At 64.4% G+C, this 17047-nt stretch carries 15 protein-coding genes and 1 tRNA gene; 14 read left to right on the forward strand and 2 right to left on the reverse strand.

Annotated elements, in window-relative coordinates; genetic code table 11:
* The 13 genes from NTZ43_05575 to NTZ43_05635 form a co-directional block, all read left to right on the forward strand.
* Positions 1–1370: nucleoside-diphosphate sugar epimerase/dehydratase (locus tag NTZ43_05575; GenBank protein MCX5766677.1), on the forward strand; the 1370-nt coding region annotated here is incomplete at its 5' end.
* Positions 1370–2773, forward strand: a complete 1404-nt coding sequence (locus NTZ43_05580) for a phospholipid carrier-dependent glycosyltransferase (GenBank protein MCX5766678.1) — start codon at positions 1370–1372, stop codon at positions 2771–2773. The genes NTZ43_05575 and NTZ43_05580, both read left to right, overlap by 1 nt.
* Positions 2774–2872: 99 nt before the next feature.
* On the forward strand, positions 2873–3376 hold the full coding sequence (locus NTZ43_05585; protein MCX5766679.1) for a hypothetical protein: 504 nt from the start codon (positions 2873–2875) through the stop codon (positions 3374–3376).
* Between the two features lie 11 nt (positions 3377–3387).
* Positions 3388–3461 (forward strand) — tRNA-Lys (locus NTZ43_05590).
* A 203-nt stretch (positions 3462–3664) separates the two neighbouring features.
* Complete coding sequence (locus tag NTZ43_05595; protein ID MCX5766680.1) at positions 3665–4708, forward strand: YncE family protein; 1044 nt, start codon at positions 3665–3667, stop codon at positions 4706–4708.
* 2 nt (positions 4709–4710) lie between these two features.
* Positions 4711–6030: a TolC family protein gene (locus NTZ43_05600; protein ID MCX5766681.1), complete on the forward strand. Its 1320-nt coding sequence runs from the start codon at positions 4711–4713 to the stop codon at positions 6028–6030.
* Positions 6027–7130 (forward strand): efflux RND transporter periplasmic adaptor subunit, encoded by a 1104-nt coding sequence (locus NTZ43_05605; protein MCX5766682.1) that lies wholly within the window; start codon positions 6027–6029, stop codon positions 7128–7130. Before NTZ43_05600 ends, NTZ43_05605 begins: the two co-directional genes overlap by 4 nt.
* Positions 7127–10306, forward strand: a complete 3180-nt coding sequence (locus NTZ43_05610) for an efflux RND transporter permease subunit (protein MCX5766683.1) — start codon at positions 7127–7129, stop codon at positions 10304–10306. The genes NTZ43_05605 and NTZ43_05610 overlap by 4 nt, the downstream gene beginning before the upstream one ends.
* A 55-nt stretch (positions 10307–10361) precedes the next feature.
* A complete protein-coding gene (locus NTZ43_05615) occupies positions 10362–10760 on the forward strand; it encodes a PepSY domain-containing protein (GenBank protein ID MCX5766684.1) in 399 nt (132 codons plus the stop codon).
* A gap of 93 nt (positions 10761–10853) precedes the next feature.
* On the forward strand, positions 10854–11069 hold the full coding sequence (locus NTZ43_05620) for an addiction module protein (GenBank protein ID MCX5766685.1): 216 nt from the start codon (positions 10854–10856) through the stop codon (positions 11067–11069).
* 67 nt (positions 11070–11136) lie between these two features.
* On the forward strand, positions 11137–11832 hold the full coding sequence (locus NTZ43_05625; GenBank protein ID MCX5766686.1) for a response regulator transcription factor: 696 nt from the start codon (positions 11137–11139) through the stop codon (positions 11830–11832).
* 108 nt (positions 11833–11940) lie between these two features.
* Positions 11941–13308, forward strand: a complete 1368-nt coding sequence (locus tag NTZ43_05630; GenBank protein ID MCX5766687.1) for a HAMP domain-containing protein — start codon at positions 11941–11943, stop codon at positions 13306–13308.
* A 75-nt stretch (positions 13309–13383) separates the two neighbouring features.
* A complete protein-coding gene (locus NTZ43_05635) occupies positions 13384–14334 on the forward strand; it encodes an NmrA family NAD(P)-binding protein (GenBank protein ID MCX5766688.1) in 951 nt (316 codons plus the stop codon).
* Positions 14335–14389: 55 nt separating this feature from the next.
* Here the strand turns inward: NTZ43_05635 and NTZ43_05640 are convergent, their stop codons facing one another.
* Positions 14390–15130 carry a Yip1 family protein gene (locus NTZ43_05640; protein MCX5766689.1) on the reverse strand — a complete coding sequence of 247 codons (741 nt, stop codon included), beginning with the start codon at positions 15128–15130 and terminating at the stop codon, positions 14390–14392.
* A 141-nt stretch (positions 15131–15271) separates the two neighbouring features.
* On the opposite strand from NTZ43_05640, the gene NTZ43_05645 reads away from it, so the two are divergent.
* Entirely contained in the window at positions 15272–15931 is a 660-nt protein-coding gene (locus NTZ43_05645) for a response regulator transcription factor (GenBank protein ID MCX5766690.1), read from the forward strand.
* 56 nt (positions 15932–15987) lie between these two features.
* On the opposite strand, the gene NTZ43_05650 is transcribed toward NTZ43_05645, so the two are convergent.
* On the reverse strand, positions 15988–16929 hold the full coding sequence (locus tag NTZ43_05650) for a universal stress protein (GenBank protein MCX5766691.1): 942 nt from the start codon (positions 16927–16929) through the stop codon (positions 15988–15990).
* Positions 16930–17047: the final 118 nt, after the last annotated feature.

Below are 17047 nucleotides of genomic sequence, written 5' to 3' on the forward strand. Positions count from 1 at the left end.
AGTTGATGCTGCAGGATCTGCGCACGGCGCGCACGGGGCTCTTTCCCGTGGGCTTTGTGGATGACGATGCCACCAAGCATGGTCGCTCCCTGAGCGGTGTGCCGGTGCTTGGGTCGGTGAGTGAGTTGCCTTCTTTGATTGCGACGCACCGCGCAGAGTTGGTGATTATCGCCATTCGCAATCCGAACGGTGCACTGGTTCGTCGCGTGCTCGACGCCTCATCGGCCGCGGGGATTCAGACCAAGCTGGTTCCGGCACCGAGCGAAGTGGCGGCCGGTACGAAGGTGGTGCAGGCGCTACGCACGGTGGACATTGACGATTTGCTGCGCCGTCCGCGCGTGGAGAGTGATCTCGCCGCCGTGCATGGGCTGATCAGCGGCAAGACTGTGATGGTGACAGGTGCCGGCGGTTCCATTGGCTCGGAACTCGCGCGGCAGTGCGCGAGATGTGGGCCGGCGTGGCTGATACTGGTGGATCACAACGAAGATGGGATGTACCACATCCAGCGGCAGTTGGTGGCAAAGTATCCTGAGCTGAACGTGATGGCGATTGTTGCAGACATTCGCGACGCGGCGCTCATTCGGGCCTCGTTGCACGGGCATGTGCCGGACGTGGTGTATCACGCGGCGGCGTACAAGCATGTGCCGCTGATGGAGCAGAATCCCGTGGCCGCGCTCGTGAACAATGTGGGCGGTACGCTGGAGTTGCTGCGCCTGTGCGAGTCGATGGGCGTGGGGCGCGTGGTGATTATCTCTAGCGATAAAGCGGTGCATCCGTCGAGCGTGATGGGTGCCACGAAGCGGCTGACCGAGCTCCTGATGTGGCAGCGCGCGGGGAAGTCTAAGACCGTGTATTCGGCCGTGCGGTTCGGAAATGTGCTGGGGTCGCGTGGGTCGGTGGTGCCGCTTTTTCTCGAGCAAATTCAGACGCAGCGCCGAATCACGGTGACGCACCCCGAGATGACGCGCTTCTTTATGGCGACCTCCGAGGCGGTGGAATTGGTGCTGCAGGCGTCGGTGTTGAGCACTGGGGGTGAACTGTTTGTGCTCAATATGGGGAACCCCATCAAGATTGTAGATCTCGCGCGCGACCTCGTTCGGTTGAGCGGCATGACGCCCGACGATGACGTGCAGATTGTGTTCACTGGCACGCGCCCTGGTGAAAAAATGCATGAGGCACTCATTGCAGATTCCGAAGCATTGGAGCCAACCTCGCACCCCAGTGTGAATGTGGTGCGTGTGACGGGAACTGCGGTGGCCGACGCCGATGCGCTCGCCGAGTTGGAGCGGCGGCTCGAGGCGGAGCAGGTGGATGGGGAGCTTCTCACGCTGTTGCACCGCGTGATTCCCGAACTCGGACCACTCGCCTGATGCGCGCGCTCGTCGATGCGCTGCGTCGGCGGCCGGAGCTCGTGTTGCTCACCGCGCTCGCGTTGGTGACGCGGCTGTGGAGTATCACCTATCCGCCAGTCGTGGTGTGGGACGAGCACCACTACACCTATTTCATGGGCGCGTACCTGAACGGCACGTACATCGTGGATGTGCATCCGCCGCTTGGGCGATTGATCCTTGCCGCCACGGCAAAGCTGTTCGGCTACAACGGCATGGCACTTTGGGAGCGCAATGCGGCGCCGCTGGTGCGAATTGTGCCGGCAATTTTCGGCGCGATGATTGTGCCTGTGGTGTATGCGTTAGCGCGGGCGTTGGGCGGGAGTCGCCCGGTGGCGGCGATTGTGGCGGCGGCGCTCGTGTTTGATCACGCGCTACTCGTGGAGTCGCGCTTTGCGTTGACGGACAGTGCACTGTTGCTCGCGGTGTTCACGGCACTGTTGTGTGACGTCCTGAGTGACGCACCTGAGCAGCAACATCGGCGCTGGCTCTGGTTGTTGGCTGCGGCGATTGCGGCGGGCGCGGCGGTGAGTATCAAGTGGACCGGACTCTCGGCGCTCGGCGTGATCGGCGCGCGGCGGCTGTTCTTGCTGGCGGCTCGGGAGCGTTCACTAGGCAGCGTGCTACGCGACGGCGTGGGGTTCGCGCTGGTCGCGGCCGCGGTGTACGTGGGGTCATTCTGGATGCACTTTGCCTTGCTTCCTGATTCGGGCCCAGGGGACGGCTGGATGAGCGACGCGTTTACCAAGACCCTCGAAGGAAGTGTGAACCACGTACACGGGGCCAAGTTGGCGCTCTGGCGCGAGGTGGCTGACATCCACAAGGCGATGTCGGATATGAATGCGGCCATCGGCAAGCAGGAGAGTGCACCGTCGTCGCCCTGGTACACCTGGCCGATTGCCAAACATTCGATTGTGATGTGGGCGCCAAGTGGGCTGGCGGCGGCGCGGCAGCGGTGGATTCTGATGTTTGGGAATCCGGTAGTCTGGTTTGGGGCGCTGGCGGGGATGGCAGTGGCGGGATGGGCTGTTTTTCTTCGTGTTGCTGGGGTGCCGGTGCGGACGCTCTTTTTGCTCTTAGCGGGGTATGTCATCAACTATGCGCCGTTCGCGCTGATTCACAGGCCGATGTACTTGTACCATTACCTTATGCCGCTGGTGTTCAGTTTGTTGATCGCCGGGCTTGGAGCTGGGCCGCTGGTCGGCTGGGGAAGCGCAGACTCTGCGGCGTGGGCATTTCGGTCAAAATTGAGTGCCCGCGGGTACTGGGGTTTGGTTGGGGTGATGGCGGTGATATTTTTGTATCTGGCGCCGATGGCGTATGGAGTGGAAATGAGCGCCTCGAGTGTCAAACAGCGTTTGTGGGTGATTGAGCGGCAGCCGTAAGGCCGGGCGTTGGTAACGCGAGATTGCTTGGCGATTCGAGTACCGAGTGGGTGTTCAGTGTGCTAATTTTCAAAGCTTGATTTCAGGGGACACAGATTTATGCGACTGCAGATCTCAAAGGTGTTGACGTTGGCTTTCGCGCTCGTGCTCGCTGGTGCTTGCCGCAAGGACAAGGCGCCGAGCGACGAAGAGGTGCAGGCGAAGCCGATCGATGTTGCAGCATTCAAGCAGAAGCAGGCTGCCTTTGCCGATTCGGTGCTCCAAGCGGCGCCGAACGCCAAGAAAGTGGTGGAAAAGCTTGGCAAGAAGTACGAGGTCGGAAGTGTGGTGCTGCGTGACACGGTAGCCTTTTTGGCCCGTGATCCAAAGCGCGCCTGTTTTGATAAGGGAAAGAAGTTAGACCCGTATCTCGCGGGTACCGTGAGTTTCTGGGTGAACATGTCGGTGGTCGGATCCGACGTGATTCGGGTGGAGGAGAGCACGTGGACCTCAAAGGCGGGCGAGCTCGTGGACGAATGCCTGCTCGAGTCCGCAAAGTCGTGGAAGTTCTCTCCCGCGTTTGGTGCTCCGAACGCTTATATCGTGCAGGTGCAGTTCCGCTGATTTGTTCGGTTGTCCCGATAGCTCAATTGGTTAGAGCAACGCACTTTTAATGCGTAGGTTCTGAGTTCGATTCTCAGTCGGGACATTTAGCAGAGAGGGGGCCCTGCCACATCGAGCGGGGTCCTTTTTGTATACAAACTGGGCGATCGATTCGCTTCGACGGTCAGCATAATGCTGGGGAACGGTGCCACGCGGCTGTCATCCTCCTGACATCCCCTCAGGACATTCTATGGAGACCCCGACGCCGGGGTCTCCATTTTGTTTTCGTCCCTCGTCCGGACCCCATAAATGCGCCCATTCTACCAACGCGCCGCCCTGCTCGGCGCCGCCATTGTCTCCTTGGCCAGTGTCGCCGCAGCGCAGACCGCGGCCGGCTATCACGTGGTCAAAAAGATCCCCGTGGGCGGGGAGGGTGGGTGGGACTACGCCCTCGTAGACCCCGTGGCGCGCCGGCTCTATGTGTCGCACGCCAGCAAGGCGGTGGTGATTGACCTCGAGAAGGACGTGGTGATCGGGGAGATCACCCCCGCGGCCGGCATCCACGGCATTGCGCTCGCGCCGGAGCTCGGACGCGGCTTCACGAGCAATGGGCGCGATACCTCGGTGACGATCTTCGACATCAAGGATCTGAAGACCATTGGAACCGTGAAGGTCACGGGCGCCAACCCGGACGCGATCTGGTACGACGACTTCTCCAAGCGCGTCTTCACCTTCAATGGCACCGGCAAGAACGCCACTGCCATCGACGCGGCCACTGGCAAAGTGGTGGGCACCATCCCGCTCGGCGAGAAGCCGGAGTTCGCGCAGAATGACGGCAAGGGGCTGCTGTTTGTGAACCTCGAATCCGACACGGGGCAGATTGTCGTGATTGACACCAAAGCGGCCAAGGAGACCAAGCGCTATTGGCTCCCGGGCTGCGAAGGGCCGTCGGGGCTCGCGATTGACCGCGCAGGGAACCGCCTATTCTCGGTGTGCGGCGGCAAGAAGATGGCGGTTTCTGATCCAAAGACGGGTAAGGTAGTGGCCCTCGTGCCGATCTGCGACGGTCCGGACGCGGTATCGTACGATCCAGAACTGCACTTGGTGTTCGCCTCGTGCGGCAACGGCCTGATGTCGGTCATCAAGCAGGACTCGCCCGACAAATACACCCCGCTCGGCGACGCGCCCACGCAGCGTGGCTCACGCACCATGACGCTCGACACCAAAACGCATAAGGCCTATCTCGCCTCGGTGGAGTACGGCCCCACGCCCGCTCCGGCGCAGCCGGGTGGCCGTGCAGGGCGCGCGCCGATGCTGCCGGGGACGTTCGCGATCCTCGTGGTAGAACGCTAGGCATGCGTGCGGTGCGTTGGACCGCGGCGGGCACGCTCGCGCTCGCCGCGGTGGTGGGCCCGGTAGGGCTCGCGGCGCAGGCGGGCGGGGCAGGTGCGTCTGGCGCGTCCGCTGCGGCTGGGGCCCGTGCCGGAGTTGCGGGCGCTGCTTCAGCATCAACCCGCATCACCCGCGCCGATGCCATCGCCTCGGCAATCGCTCGCGGCTCGCGCTTGGCGATTGCCCGCGCCGACACCTCGCTGGCTCGCGCGGGCTTGCTGGCCGCGCGGCAGTTCGAGAACCCGTCGGCTGGCATTTCCTATTCAAAATCGGTGCCGCAGGAGCACTACTCGCTCGATATTCCGCTCGATCTCCCTTGGCTGCGTTCGGCGCGGGTGGGGTCGGCAGAATCGATGCGCGCGTCGGCGCAGCACCGCTTTGCGTACGAGCGGCGCGCGTTGGAGTTTGAGGTGGATACGGCCTACACGCGCGCGCTTGCCTCCACGGCGCGCGCGCGGCTGTCGCACCGCACCGCCGTGGACGCCGACAGCTTGCTCACGCTCGCTCGACTCCGCCGCGACGCGGGGGACGGCAGCGAACTCGACGTGCAACTCGCCTCAGTGAGCGCAGGGCAGATGGCCAACGCGGCGGCTGCGGATTCGCTCGATGCGCTGTCCGCGCTCCTCGCGTTGCAGGTGACGATGGGGCTCCCGGGTGACGCGGTCACCGTGGCGCCGAGTGATTCGCTGACGATTGCGGACGGGGCGGTAGCTGGTTCTGCTGCATCAGGCAGCGCGGAGGCAGTAACACCGTTACTCGTAGCCGCCGCGCAAGCGGATGTGCTCGCGGCCGATCAGGCGCTCACACTCGAGAAGCGGCGATTGGTGTCGGGTGCCGCACTTTCCGTGGGCTGGGAGGCGCGCGACCCATCCGGCGGCGAAACTGGCACGCTCCCCACGGTTGGCCTCTCGTTGCCATTGCCGCTCTTCAATCGCAACAGCGCGGCCATTGTGGGCGCGCAGGCGCAGCTGGATCGTGCGCGCGCGCAGCTGGCCGAGACGCGCCTTGAGATGGGCGCGGCTGTCACGCTCGCTCGGCGCGCGGCGGCCTCCACGGCGGATCGTGCGGCGCGCAGCGGTCGACTGGTAGCAAGTGCGGACCGCGTGGCCACACTGTCACTCACCGCATTCCGTGAAGGCGCCGCCGAGCTACCGAATGTGCTCGAAGCGCAGCGCACGGCGCGTGAAGCGCTGGCGCAATACATCAACGACGTGGCGGCGGCGCGCAATGCGGCCGGTCTGCTGCAGCTGCTCACGCTCACCACGAACGGTTCCAATCCATGAAACGACTCGCAATCGCCGCTCCGCTCCTCCTGGCCTTGCTCAGCGTGGGCTGCGGAAAGGAAAAGGACGAAGGGGAGAAGAAGCCGCCGGCCGAAGTTGTGGCCACAATCGAAGCGGCCACGAGTGCCAAGTTCACGGAGACGGTGGACGCGAGCGGCACCGTAACGCCGCGCATGGGGCACGTGGCCGCGCTCTCGGCGCCGGGGCCGTCGCGTGTGGCAAAGGTGTTCGTGTCAGTGGGCGCCTCCGTAAAGGCTGGAGATGCGCTGGTAGAGTTTGAGCAGGCGCCGTTCGAAGCAGCGCTGCAAAGCGCCGCTGCCGCACTTTCTGCCGCGGAGAAGAGCGCTGAGCGTGCCAAGCGACTCGCGGATGCGGGCGTGCTGCCGCGGAAGGATGCGGAAGCGGCTTCTGCGGAACTCGCGGCGGCGCGGAGCAATGCGGTCACAGCAAAACGTGCGCGTGAACTCTCGGTGATGCGCTCGCCAATCGCTGGAGTGGTGACGCGCGTGTCGGCGGTGCTGGGCTCCAGTGCCGACGCGGGCGCGCCACTCGTTGAAGTGGCCGATCCGGCGATGCTCGATGTGTTGCTCACACTCTCGCCCGCTGACGCATCACGCGTGCACGCGGGGCAGGGTGTGCAGCTCTTTGCCGGCGCCGATGGCGCGGGCGATGTCGTGGCGTCGGGACGCATTGCGGATGTGTCGGCGGCCGTGGACAGTGCGAGCCGCGGGGTGTCGGCGCGCGTGGAGGTGAGCGGTGCGCGTCGCACGCTGCGCATTGGTGAGACGTTCTTTGGACGCATTGCTATTGCCGAGCATGCGAATGCGGTGATGATTCCCACGGAGGCGCTCGTTCCCACGGGGGAAGGGTTCAAGGTCTTTGTGGTAGATGAAAAGCAGGTCGCGCATTCGCGCGAGGTGAAAGTCGGTGCGCGCTCCGATCGCGGGGTGTGGCTCTCCGAAGGGCTCAAAGCCGGCGAGCGCGTGGTGACTAAGGGTGCGTACGGCGTGGATGACAGCACCACAGTCATCACGGGCGCGAAAGAAGCGGACGACGAGAAGGGCACCGCCAAGCCCCCAAAGCCCGCGGCCAAGCCGTGAGCGAGTCCCGTCGCGGCTGGACGCTGTTCGACGTCCTCGCCACTCAACGCCGCTTCATCTACCTCGCTGTCGCGCTGCTCAGTGCTGCGGGCATTTGGGCGGCGCTCAAGCTTCCCTCCGCGATTTACCCAGAACTGACCTTCCCCCGCATCACGATCGTCGCAGAAGGCTCAGCGCTCGGCGCACGGCAAGTGGTGTTCGCGATCACGCGCCCTATTGAAGAAGCGGTGAGCATTGTGCCGGGGGTTGAGCGCGTGAAGTCGCGCTCGATTCGAGGCGGAAGCGAAGTCAATATCACGTTTAACGAAAAAACGGATATGGCGTACGCGCTGCAGTTGGTGCGCACGCGCGTCGAGCAGATTCGCGGCGATCTCCCAGCGGGGCTCGCCATAGAAGTGGAACGGCTAACGCCGAGTCTTTTTCCGATTCTCTCGTATAACCTTGAGGGCGGCGATCCGGCAACGCTCTTTGACATTGCGCGCTATCAGATCAAGCCGGTGCTCTCACGGATTCCCGGTGTGGGGCGCGTGGATGTGCAGGGCACCGACGTGCGCGAGATTGAAGTGGTCGCCGAGCCCGCGCGGCTCGCTGCCGCGGGGCTCACGTACGACGATCTCGCCAGCGCGATTCGCCAAGGGATTGCCGTAGACGCCGTGGGGCGTGTGGCGCGCGACTACAAGCAGTATCTAGTGATCGCCGCACAAGAAGCGCACTCGGCGGACGATGTGGCCAATGTGGTAGTGAAGGGAACGCTGCGCGTGCGTGATCTCGCTACCGTGGTGCCAGGGACTGAAGATCACGTGCGCATTGTGGCCGGCGACGGTCGCCCAGCCGCGCTGATCAATGTCACGCGCCAGGTGGGCGGCAACACGATTGCCGTGAGCGACAGTGTGGCGAGCGCCGCCGCATCGCTGGCGCGCTCGCTCCCGCCAGGGGTGCGTCTCAAGCCCGTGTACGACCAAGCCGCCCTCGTGCGCGACGCGGTGACTTCGGTGCGCGACGCCATGCTCATTGGCGCGGCGCTCGCGGTGATCATTCTCCTGCTCTTTTTGCGTCACCTGCGCATCACAGCAATCAGCGCCACCTCCATTCCGTTGACGCTCGCGATCACGGTGTTCCTGATGCAGTTGCTCGGGCAGACCTTCAATCTGATGACGCTGGGCGCAATGGCAATTGCCATTGGACTGGTGATAGATGACGCGGTGGTGATCACCGAGAACATTGTTCGGCACCTGAAGCTCACGAGCGACCGCACCGCCGCCATTCGCGAGGCCGTGCAGGAGCTGATTTGGCCGGTGACGTCGTCCACCATCACGACGGTGGTGGTCTTTCTTCCGCTTGGGTTGCTCGAGGGAGTGACGGGGCAGTTCTTTGCCGCGCTCTCGCTCACGCTCACGGTGAGTGTGTTGGTGTCGCTGGTGCTCGCGCTCACGATTATTCCGTTGATGGCCGAGCAGTTCCTGACGGCGGCGGATGCGGAGCGTGAGGTGGTGGCCGGTTCGAGCGGCGCGATTGCGAGCGGCGCGGCTGCGAGTGGTGCAGCGCCGGTAGGAAGCCACGGCGGAGGCCCCCTCGCACGCATTGGTCGCACGCTCGACGCGCTCTCCGTGCGCTATGAACGTGCGCTTGGCGCGGTGCTCCACCACTCGCGCCTGATGATTGTGGCGGCGCTGCTCCTCGTAGGGGCGGGCGCTGCGGCGTATGCCTTTGTGGGGACGGGCTTCCTCCCCGAGATGGACGAAGGTTCGTTCATTCTCGATTACTGGAGCCCCGGCGGCACAGCGCTCGCCGAAACCGACCGGCAATTGCACACCATCGAAAAGATATTGGCGGAGACGCCCGAGATTACCGGCACGTCGCGGCGTACCGGTGCGGAGCTTGGGCTCTTTGCCACGGCGCAGAACCGCGGTGACATCTCGGTGCGGCTCAAGCCGGTGTCGAAGCGCGATCGCACTATTTTCAAAGTGATCGACGAAGTGCGCGATAAAGTCGCCACCGCAGTGCCGCGCTTTCGCGTGGAGTTCGTGCAGATCCTCTCCGACGTGCTCGACGATCTTTCGGGGTCGGCGCGTCCACTGGAGATCAAACTGTATGGCGCTGACCTCGCCGCGCTCGAGAAGTATGCGCAGGTGGTGGGACCGCTCGTAGAAAAAGTGAGCGGGCTCGCGGACTATTACGGCGGCATCGCCGAACCTGCGGCTGAGATGGAAATGAAGGTGCGCACCACCGAAGCCGCGCGGCTCGGGATGACCGCGCAGCAGGTGAGTAGCGCCGTGAGTGGCGCGCTGCTCGGCGTGGCGGCTGGCGATGTGCGACTCGATGACCGCTCGATTGGCGTGCGAGTGCGCTCGATTGGCGTGCGAGTGCGCGCGCCGGATTCTGTGCGCTTCAACGCCAACCGCTTGGGTGCGCTTCCGATTCTCGTACCCGGTTCACGTCAATCGGCCACGCTGGCGTCGCTGGCGACTTTCACCGCCGCCGATGTGCGCAGTGAACATCTGCGCGAGAATCAACAGCAGATGCTCGCCATCACCGCCGGCGTAGAAGGGCGCGCGCTCAGCGAAGTGATGGCCGATGTGAAAGCGATTCTCGACGGGCACAAGGCGCCCGAAGGGGTTCGCGTGGAACTCGGCGGGCGTTACGCGAGCCAGCAGAAGGCGTTCAATGCGCTCTTGGTGGTGCTCGGACTCGCCGTGCTCAGCGTGATGGCCGTGATGGTAATTCAGTTTCGCTCGTTTGTGGAGCCGTTAGTGGTGCTGCTCGCGGCGCCACTCTCCTTTGTGGGCGCGCTGGCGCTGCTGTTGGCCACTGGTACGGCGCTGAATGTGTCGAGTTTTATGGGGCTCATTCTGTTGGTCGGGCTCATTGTGAAGAACGGCATCATCTTGCTCGACTTCACGCGGCACCGAATGGTGCACGACGGCGTGGATCTCGAAACAGGGATTCGGGAGGCAGCGCGTGTGCGGTTGCGCCCCATTTTGATGACCACGCTTTGCACCTTGTTTGGCCTCTTACCGCTCGCGCTCGGGATTGGCGCGGGAAGCGAGTTGCAGAAGCCGCTCGCCCTCGCGGTGATTGGCGGGCTCGCGCTCAGCACGCCGGTGACGCTCTTTGTGGTGCCGGTTCTGCTCGTGGCGATTCGCGGGCGCGGGCACCGGTTGGCGTCATCGACGTGACATCCGCGCGCGCTAGGCTCAAGTGCAGGACTCAACTGAAAACGGAGATTCGATTATGCGATTGATTCGAAATGTGGCGCTGGCGATTCCCGCTCTGCTCATTGCGGTGTCCACGATTGCCGCGCAGGGCGTGACCGTGAAGGAAGAGAAGCCCGGCCTTCTCAAGAAGGCCAAGATCACGGCAGAGGCAGCGACCGCCACGGCGCAGGCCAAGTTTCCGAAGGCCACGCTCAAGAGCGCGGAACTGGAGCAGGAAGATGGCAAGCTCATCTATTCGTTCGACTTTGAGACGGCGGGCAAGTCGGGAATCGACGAAGTGGCCGTTGACGCGATGACGGGGAAGGTGCTTTCGGTGGAGCACGAGACGCCGAAGGGCGAGGCGGCGGAGAAAGCGAAGGATGATGCCAAGGCGAAGGTGCCCGCGAAGGCTGCTACTCCGGCGAAAAAGCCGTAGGCACTTCGCCGCCTTGCCGGTGGCTATGCGAGCTTTTGGTACGTGTGGAGCACCCCGCTTGCCTTCGGCCAGCGGGGTGCTCAGCTTACGGTTATGGCCTCACCCGTTTTTGACTTCACGCATCTGTCTCCCGAGGAGCGAATCCAACTCGCGGAGGACCTGTGGGACAGCCTGCCGGAGCGTCAGGTCGAGCTGTCGGACTCGCAGCGCGTGGAACTTGATCGGCGGCTCGCGGTGCGCGAGGCGGATCCTTCCCGAGGCCGTCCGTGGCGCGATGTACTCGACGAGATCGAGAAGCGCTCGAAGTGACGTTGCCGTTGGTTGTAGAGCCCGAAGCGGCAGCAGAAATTGATTCACCGGCGATAGCTTCTAGCCCATGCGCATTCTCGTCGTAGACGACGAACCCGAAGTGCAGGACCTGCTCGTGCGGGTGCTGCGCGACGCCCACTGGGCTCCCGACGCCGTTGCCACCGGCGCCGACGCGCTGCAAGCGCTCGCCACCGCCGAGTATGATCTCGCGATTCTCGACGTAGGGCTGCCAGATATCGACGGCTTTGAAGTCTGCCGCCGGATGCGCGCGAGCGGCAATCGCACGCCCGTGCTTATTCTGACCGCGCGCCATGCGGTGAACGATCGTGTGCGCGGTCTCGACGCCGGCGCCGATGACTACCTGGCCAAACCATTTGCCGTAAGCGAGTTGATGGCGCGCCTTCGCGCCCTCGCGCGCCGTCCAGCGGCCGCGCTCGAACCAGTGCTGCGTCTTGCTGACCTTGAGCTTGATCCCGCCACACGCCTCGCCTCGCGCGCTGGCGCCGCACTCGCACTCACCGCCCGCGAGTTTGCGCTGCTCGAATACCTCCTGCGCAATCCGCGGCGCGTGTTGACGCGCGCACAAATCCTCGATCACGTGTGGGACGACAACTTCGACCCCGTGGCCAACGCCGTGGATGTGCTCATGGGCCGCGTGCGGCGCAAAGTAGACCGCGAGGGCTGTGTGCCACTCGTGCACACAGTGCGCGGTGCGGGGTATGTGCTCACGGACCGCCCTGCAGGGGGGACGGATGCCTCGTAGCTCAGCGCGAACTCAGTGGAGATTGGAGCGAGCGTCACGATGTGCGACGCGACGGACGAGTGTCGGTGACGGGCGCCGCGAATCCTTCGTGTGCGGAGGCGCTCGCCCATGCCCCTAAGCCGCCTCCGCATCCGCCTCGCCGCGGGCTTCGCCTTCACCTTCGTCGCCGCGCTCGGCCTACTCGCCGCCGGCTCGCTCGGCTATCTCTGGCGCGAAAGCACCCGCCGCCTCGAAGCGCGCATCGATCGCGTGGCCGAAGGAGTGGCCGCCGGCATGGGGCGCGAGCTACGCGAGTTGCCCGACTCTGGGCTCGTGCTCGCCGCCGCCGAGGTGGTAAAAGAATGGCCCGCCAATGGCGACGCCTTTGTGATTGTCGATTCCTCGGGGCACCAGATTGGCGTTGCAGCAGATACGCTGGCCGCTCCGCACGTGCTACAGGCCTGGAGTAAGGCGCGTAACCCGCGCTTTGAACTGCAGGTGAATGGCGCCGACTTTCGCGCGAGCGCGGTGCGAGCGGCGGTGACGATTGACGCTAAATATCACTTTGCCTTTGGCGTGGTGTCGTTTGCCTCCACCGAAGGAATCGAAACCGACACCGAGTTGCTCGCCAGCGCGCTCGCGATTGCCGCGCCGCTCATCATTTTGCTCAGTCTCGCGGGCGGCTACGGACTCGCGCGCCGCGCCCTCAAGCCGGTGGATGAACTCCGCACCGCCATTGCCGATATTGCGCCGAGCGATCTCTCGCGACGTTTGCCGCAGTCTATGGTGCGCGACGAAATCGGCGCACTGGCCGCGGAGTTCAACGCCTTGCTCACGCGCCTCGACGACGCCCAACGCCGCAACCGCGGTTTCATTCGCGAGGCGGCGCACCAAATCCGCACCCCACTCACCCTCGTCCTCGGCGAAGCCGGCCACGAACTCGCCGCCACCGATCGCACGTTGGAACAATCGCAGGCCGCACTCACACGCATTCGCACCGCCGCCGAACGCATGCGCCGCCGCGTGGACGAACTCTTCTTGCTGGCCGAAGCGCGCAGCGGAGAGGCCGTGCGCCTCGACGACGATGTTGAGCTCGACGGTGTGGTACTCGAGTGCACCGACCTCATGCGCGGCCGCGCGGCCGCGGCGGGCCGAGCGCTAGCGATTGGCCGCGCCGAACATGTAGTCGTGCGCGGCAATGCTGGGCTCATACAAGAAGCGCTGCTCGAGCTCTTAGAGAACGGCTGCCGCCACGGCACCGCCGACGCACCGGTGACCGTCGAAGCGTTCGCCGAAGGAAACACGGCCATTATCGAAGTGACCAGCGCCGGCCCAGCGTTCGCGCTCCCGGCGGTCGGCACCGAGCAACGAGCCGAAGGCGGACTCGGCCTCCCGATTGTGCAGTGGATCGCCAGCGTCCACAGCGGCGCGCTGCGCAACTCAAGGCACGCCGAACTCAATACGCTCCGCCTCGAACTCCAAAGCAAACCAGAATAAGCCCCGAGGGACGCGGAACCAAACGCGCCCTTAGACAGTTAGCTCAGAATCTGACTACTCACCAATGGGGTAATAATGTCCGGCAGAAAGATCATCGCTGTATTCGGAGCCACCGGGGCGCAGGGGGGCGGACTGGTCCGCGCTATCCTCGCCGACAAGAACGGATCGTTCACCGCCCGCGCCATCACGCGCGACATCAACTCCGACAAAGCCAAAGCCCTCGCCGCCCTCGGCGCCGAAGTAGTCGCTGCCGACACCGACAAGCCCGAGACGCTCGCGGCAGCGCTGGCCGGCGCGTACGGCGCCTTTTGCGTGACGAATTTCTGGGAGCACGGCGACGCCGACCGCGAGGGCAATCAGGCCACCGCGATGGCGCGGGCCACCAAGGCCGCCGGCGTGCAGCACGTGGTGTGGTCCACGCTCGAGGACGTGCGCAAGTGGATTCCGCTCGACGACACGCGACTCCCCACCCTGCACGGCAAGTACAAGTGCCCGCACTTCGACTCCAAGGGCGTAATGGACGAAGTGTTCGCCAAGGAGGCGGCGCCCACCTCGTACCTGATGGCCGCGTTCTACTGGGACAACTTCATCCACTTCGGCATGGGTCCGCGCGCTGGTGAAGGCGGCACGTTCGCGCTCGCTCTCCCGCTCGGTGGCGCCACGCTCCCCGGAATCGCGGCCGCCGACATCGGCCCCTGCGCCTACGGCATCTTCCAGAAGGGGCCGAGCGCTGCCGGCCAGCGCTTCGGCATTTCCGGCGAGAATCTCACCGGCCCGCAGCTGGCCGAGAAGATGGGCAAGGCACTCGGCAAGACGATCCACTTCTACGACATGCCGTTCGACGCGTACCGCGCCCTGGGTTTTCCCGGCGCCGAAGATCTGGGGAACATGTTCCAGTTCCAGCAGATTCTGGGCGAGGAGTTCCTGCGGTATCGCGATCCGGTGCTGTCGCGTGCGCTGAATCCGGCGCTTCACAACTTCGACGCCTGGCTCGCGGCGAACGCGGGCAACATCACCATCGGCTGAACACGAGAGGGGCGGCGAATGATCGCCGCCCCTCTGCATAACGCGCGTCGCAGCCTCAGCTGCCCTTGATCAACGCCCAGATTGCCGTAAGTGACCCCACCACAAACAGCGTGAGCCCCGCCGGCACCGCTTTGGACTTCGGCATCTTTCCCGCAGAGACCAACCCCACCACGATCAACACCGTCGTCCAGATCGTGAACAGGTCAAATCGCATCGCGAGCTGCATGAGCCCAAGGGACGTGGCGTCCGCATCCAGAAAGCGCGCCGGTCCAAACGACAGCCCCGCCATCCCTTCAATCTTGTTGGGGTCGAGCAGCTGCAGCTGCACCATCGTCAGCACAGACGACAGCACGCGCGGGACCCACGCATAGCAGGTGATCATCATGGCCGTGCCAAACGTGGCTGTGGCGCCAAACACCTTGCCCACAATCCACACGATCACGCCGAGCCCCAGCAGCAGGACCGGCATTCCGATTACGGCGCCCCACTGGAACGAAATGTTCATCACCTTGCGCGCGCTCTCCATCGCTTCCGGCTTGGCGAGCGCCGCGTTGTCCTTGGCCATCTTGGCCAACTGTCTCGAAATCTCCTGGTCGAAGATCGGCTCCATCACGTTCCGACTGGCGTAAAACAGGCCAATCAACAAAACGGTAACAATCAAGAACGGGACGAAAGCATTTGCCTCGACACGCCGCGCAAAGACTTTGGCCGGCGCAATGAAAATGTCGATGTAGTCTTCGAGCATCCCAGCTTTCTCGACTGCCGGAGGTGCCGAGGGAGCGGTGGGTTCGGTCATGACGTACCTCAGGGAAGCAGGTTGGACACTGCTAGTACGCTCGTCACGGGGGCACCGCTGGGCAAGAACCCTCGACGGGGTGTCGCTTGTGACCGTCGACGGTTTACATTCCAGTTACTCCCCTTACCCCATCCCGCAACGATGTCTGGCGACCTGATTCGCATCATTCTCGTTGACGACCACGCCGTGGTTCGCACCGGTCTTAAAGCTGTCCTCGGCAAAGAACGCGACCTCGATGTGGTGGGGGAAGCGTCCAATGGTGCTGACGGAGTGGCGCTGGCCGAGCGACTGAACCCGGACGTCGTCATCATGGATCTGTCCATGGGGACGATGGACGGGCATGAAGCCACCAAGCTGATTGTCGCCAAAAAGCTCCCCTCGCGCGTGCTCATCATGACGATGCACGCCGAAGAGGAATACGTGGTGCCGCTGATGGAAGCGGGCGCCTGCGGTTATGTGCTCAAGACGGCTCCCGACCGCGAAGTCGTGGACGCGGTGCGTGCGGTGGCCCGCGGCGACCTGTACGTGCGGCCGGAAGCGGCGCGCGCGCTCGCCAAGGGGTATCAGCGCAAGGATCCGCTCAAGGAAGACCGTGCGCGTTTTGAGAAACTCACCGCGCGTGAACGTGACGTGCTCCGGCACGTCGCGCAGGGCTACTCGGCGCCAGAAATCGGCGACAAGCTGAACATCAGCCCCAAGACGGTGGACACCTACAAGCAGCGGATTGAGGACAAGCTCGGGCTGGGGCATCGCCACGACTACGTCCAGTTCGCGCTCCGGCTCGGCCTGCTGGTCGAGTAGGGGGGGCGACCCGAGCGGGCCCGGACGTCGGGCGGGCTCGGTCGCGGGGGGCAGGGCTAGCGGCCGTCCTTGTCGGACGGCGGCACTATGAACACCGAGACGCTCGCCGCCCGCAGCAGTTCCGTGACCACACTTCCGAGCACCAGCCGGCCCACAAAGCCGTGGCGATGCGTGCCGAGTGCGATTAACTCAGCCCCAGAGCGTTCGGCGAGGGCCAGCAGCTCAGGTCCTGGCTCCCCTTCCAAGGTAACTGTTTCAACGGTTACTCTGGCGTCCTTCGGGAGCCCATTTTGGAGCCGGGTGAGGGCGTCGCCCACGCCAAGGGCGTAGTGCGCTCGGAGCCCCTCGGCGTCTTTCGCCGTTCCGGGCGGCCGGACATGTGCCAGAACGATAGTGGCGCCTTCTGGGGCCAAACAGACGGCTTCGCGGGCCGCTCGCGTGCTGGCGGGGCTGAAGTCCACCGCCACGATGATGCGCCGAGGCAGCGCCTGGAGACCAGGCACCACGCAGAGGACCGGGAGTCCGGCGGTCCGAGCCACGCGGAGCGCCGTTTCTTCGCCGGCCAATCGGGCCAAAATGTTGTGCGGGTGCAGCCCCAAAAGAATGAGCCCCGCCCCCGCCTGCCGCGACTCTGCCACGATGGTCGGCACCACTCGGCCGCGGGCAAAGTGCACCTCGCGTGCCAATGCGTCGCCGAGGAAGGCTTTGATTTGCGCGGTGACACTGGCGCGCAGTTTGGACTCTGTCGCCTGATCGTCGGAATCGCTGAAAGGGGCGGGATCGCTCTCGGAGCCCGCATACGGGTAGCTCCCCGGCTCGACGACCGTGATCATCCGGAGCACGGCCGCCCGCGCTCGCGCCAGCGACGCGCCGACCGCCACCGCACCAGCCGCCTCGCGGGTACCGTCCGTGGCGAGCAGGACGGGCGCGGAAAGCGACGAGAAGACGGACGAGGTCGGCACTGAAACGGCAGTTTTGGAGTTGGCCTGTTCGTTCATGCGACACGGATAGAGATGTCCTGAGATGTACGCCTACTTCTCCGCCGAGTCTGTCGGGCGAGCTACACATATGCGTCGGGAATGGCCTGACACCCGCGTGACCGTTGTCTATCTTGGA

This window comes from Gemmatimonadota bacterium, assembly GCA_026387915.1.
In the GTDB taxonomy this organism is placed as follows: domain Bacteria; phylum Gemmatimonadota; class Gemmatimonadetes; order Gemmatimonadales; family Gemmatimonadaceae; genus Fen-1231.